Annotated in this window: 3 protein-coding genes and 1 pseudogene; all 4 read left to right on the top strand. The window is 67.0% G+C overall.

Going from position 1 to position 3,287, the window contains the following annotated elements; all coding sequences use genetic code 11:
* Positions 1 to 157 (top strand): annotated as a pseudogene (locus QZX93_RS25040) (ISNCY family transposase); the annotation flags it as partial.
* Between the two features lie 107 nt (positions 158 to 264).
* Complete coding sequence (locus QZX93_RS25035) at positions 265 to 1,290, top strand: hypothetical protein (protein WP_295386596.1); 1,026 nt, start codon at positions 265 to 267, stop codon at positions 1,288 to 1,290.
* A 4-nt stretch (positions 1,291 to 1,294) separates the two neighbouring features.
* Positions 1,295 to 2,449: an RNA ligase RtcB family protein gene (locus tag QZX93_RS25030; RefSeq protein WP_295386593.1), complete on the top strand. Its 1,155-nt coding sequence runs from the start codon at positions 1,295 to 1,297 to the stop codon at positions 2,447 to 2,449.
* A complete protein-coding gene (prfH, locus tag QZX93_RS25025; RefSeq protein ID WP_295386590.1) occupies positions 2,446 to 3,108 on the top strand; it encodes a peptide chain release factor H in 663 nt (220 codons plus the stop codon). The genes QZX93_RS25030 and prfH overlap by 4 nt, the downstream gene beginning before the upstream one ends.
* Positions 3,109 to 3,287 lie beyond the last annotated feature (179 nt).

Raw genomic sequence — 3,287 nt, 5'->3', positions numbered from 1 at the left:
TGGCAAACAGCACTTGTCCGCCGTGCTGGCGACCCTGATCATCCTGGCCTACCTGGTACACACCGTCCTCGACTGCCTGGACCAACGCTATCGCGCCGTGCGCGCCCAATTACCCTCGCGCCAGACCTTCTTCGAACACCTGCGCGCGCTCGCACAGTACCTCCCCTTCGACTCCTGGGATCAGCTGTTCGACTTCATGCTCGAGGGTCTGCGACCCGCTCCGCGCAAGGTCCGGGGACGGCCGAACACGGGGTAAGGTCAAATTTGGAATTGCTGATGCCATCCGGCCGATTTGACAACGCGACCCCGGAGTATCTGCACATGCATCGACGTCTGGTTTTGCAAGCCTTCGCGATGGGCGCCACACTGAAAGTCACCGGCGGACTGGCCGGCATCGTCGGCGAACCGGGTCAGTTGGCCCCGGCGCCACCCAAGGCCAAGACCAAGGATATGTTTTCGATGATGGTGACCGATCCGAGTACGCAATCGCTGGCCTGTCTCGCGCTGGGTCCCGAGGCGGATGCGGTGATCGATGCCTTGCGCGTCCGGGCCAGGGCGTCCTGGGACGCCGACAGTCACTGGAGCGGCTGGGATATCGACTGTTTCCGAACCGGCCGGGATGATCCGGCGGGGCTCGATCGCTGGATCGAGACGCGCCTGCGCCCCTGCGATTGCATCGCGCTGGTGATCGATGCCACGGACCCCGCGGCGCGCGCCCAGACGCCCGGTTGGGCGGACCGCCTGGCTGGACTGAAGGAGGCGTTCCTGCGATTCGCGCTCATCGTCGGCGATGACGGCGACCCCGACGCGCCTTGGCGCGCGACCCTGCATGAAACCACGGACGGCGTGCTTGATATCGCCCCCCAACGGGGCTTCCTGCGCGCTGCGGCGATTGCCACCCATGTCGATGGCCTGCTGAGGTTGTCCTCTACCATTATTGGCTATGACATTGCCGATATCCACCAAGTGCTGAAGGCGGGTGTGATGCTGCGCACTGGTGCGACGATCTGGAATCGCGAGTCCCGCCGCACGGGCGCGTTCCGCCGGCTCTGGACGCAACTGGATGTGGGGCCTGCCGGCGGGGTACTGGCGTGGCTGCATGGCGGGTACGACAGCTCTTTATCCGACTTCAATTGGTTATGCGATCAGCTCGGGGAACACATTCCGGATTCGGCCACCGCCTTGCCCGTGATCTACGGGCATCCCGAGTGGCCGACCGGCCGCCGGGTGTTGGGGCTGACCTGGGTGGGCCCTGGCCAGACCAGTGCCATCCATCCTGCGAGGAGCTGACCCAATGCCCCCGTCCTACCAACTCATCGCCTCCGATCAGTCCTGGATCGAAGGTGAGGCCCTGCGCCAACTGGAGCAGACCGCCGCGCTGCCGGGTATGCGTCAGGCCGTGGGGCTACCCGATCTACATCCGGGCAAAGGCTATCCGATCGGCGCGGCCTTTCTGTGCGAGCAGATCTACCCGGCCTTGATCGGCAACGACATTGGTTGCGGGATGGGGCTGTGGCAGACAGACCTGCCACGGCGCAAGTTCAAACCCGAGCGCGCTGCCGAGCGCCTGCAAGGGCTCGAAGACCCATGGGACGGCGAGCTATCCGACTGGCGCACCGACTATGGCTTGGAGCCGACCGCCGGCGATGCCGCGCTCGGGACCATCGGGGGCGGTAACCACTTCGCGGAGGTGCAATGGGTCGAAACGGTGATGGACCCGGCGGCCTTGGCGACGCTGGGGATCGACCCTGACCATGCGTTGCTCCTGGTCCACAGCGGTTCGCGCGGGCTCGGGGAATCCATCCTGCGCGCGGTCGTGGACCAGCAGGGCCACCACGGGCTCGATCCCGCGAGCCCTGCGGCCATAGACTATTTGCGCCAGCATGATCACGCACTGCGGTGGGCGCAGGCCAATCGCGGGCTCATCGCCCATCGTATCCTGACGGCCCTGAACGTGGATGCGCAATCCCGACTCGACAGTTGGCACAACCTGGTCCAGCCGCTCGATTGGCACGGCGAGCGGCTCTGGCTGCATCGCAAGGGGGCGGTGCCGGCCGACCGCGGGCCGGTCGTTATCCCCGGCTCGCGGGGCACCCTGTCTTACCTGGTGCAGTCACACACCCCCAGCGAACAGAGCCTCTTCTCGCTGGCCCATGGCGCCGGGCGCAAGTGGAAACGCGGCGAGGCCCGCGGCCGTTTGGGTGGCCGACAGGGTGCCGAGGCACTCATCACCACCGCGCTCGGCGGCCGGGTGATTTGCGAAGACAAGGACCTCCTCTATGACGAGGCCCCGGAGAACTACAAGGGCATTGAGCGCGTGGTGGCCGACCTGAGCGAGGTCGGGCTGATCGACGTGATCGCCACCCTGCGGCCGGTGCTCACCTACAAGGTCAGGCGTCCGGCCCATCGTCAACCGGGGGCGCGCAAACCACGGCGTGGCCGGCCGTGAACGGGAGTGCGCCGACCCTGTGGCTGCAACTCTCCGCCGGGCGCGGCCCGGCCGAGTGTGAGTGGGTGGTGGGGCGCCTGGTCCCGCTGCTGATCCGGGATCTCAGCGAGCATGGGCTCACCGTGGCGGAACTTGCGCGCACGCCCGGCGAGCATGGCGGCGATGCCCGTTCGATCCTGCTACGGGCCAGTGGCACGGGGGCGGCGGCGCAGGTCCGCCGCTGGTTGGGGACCGTCCAGTGGATTGGTGCCAGCCCCTACCGGCTGCGTCACCCTCGGAAGAACTGGTTTGTCAGCGTGGCCGTCTTCGCGGAACCCGCCCCCGACCACTGGGATAGTGCTGCGGTGCGGGTCGAAACACTGCGCGCGAGCGGTCCCGGCGGACAGCACGTCAACCGCACGGAGAGTGCCGTCCGGGTCACTCATCTGCCGACCGGACTCCACGCCATCGCCCAGGAAGAGCGCTCGCAACTCCTGAACCGCCGGCTCGCGCTCGCCCGGCTGGCGAGTCTCTTCGCTGAACGCGCCGAAACCAAGGCTCGCGAGGGTGACACCGCGCGCTGGCAACAGCACACCCGGCTGATCCGCGGCAATCCGGTTCGGGTCTATCGTGGGCAAGAGTGGGTGCCTGTTGTCACGGGCAGGTGCGGACAGTCCTGACGCAGGACCCCAACCCCCCTTCCCGCATTCCCCCCAATAATCCGCACCTTCAGCTCTCACGGTCCCCGCCCGCCGGGCAGCACACTGCGCCCATGGCTGACCCAACCGAAATCCCCAAGTACATCGACGATCCACCGCTGATCCTGCTGTGGCGCGTCGATGATCTCGTCCCGATCGTC

Origin of the sequence: uncultured Thiodictyon sp., assembly GCF_903946935.1 — a bacterium.
Taxonomy (GTDB): Bacteria; Pseudomonadota; Gammaproteobacteria; order Chromatiales; family Chromatiaceae; genus Thiodictyon.
Note: the sequence above shows the minus strand (reverse complement) of the source record. Positions and strands in the feature narration are given on the sequence as shown.

Coding starts and splice junctions, on each gene's coding strand:
- QZX93_RS25030 (WP_295386593.1), top strand. CDS start 1,295: ATGCCCCCGTCCTACCAACTCATCGCCTCCGATCAGTCCTGGATCGAA.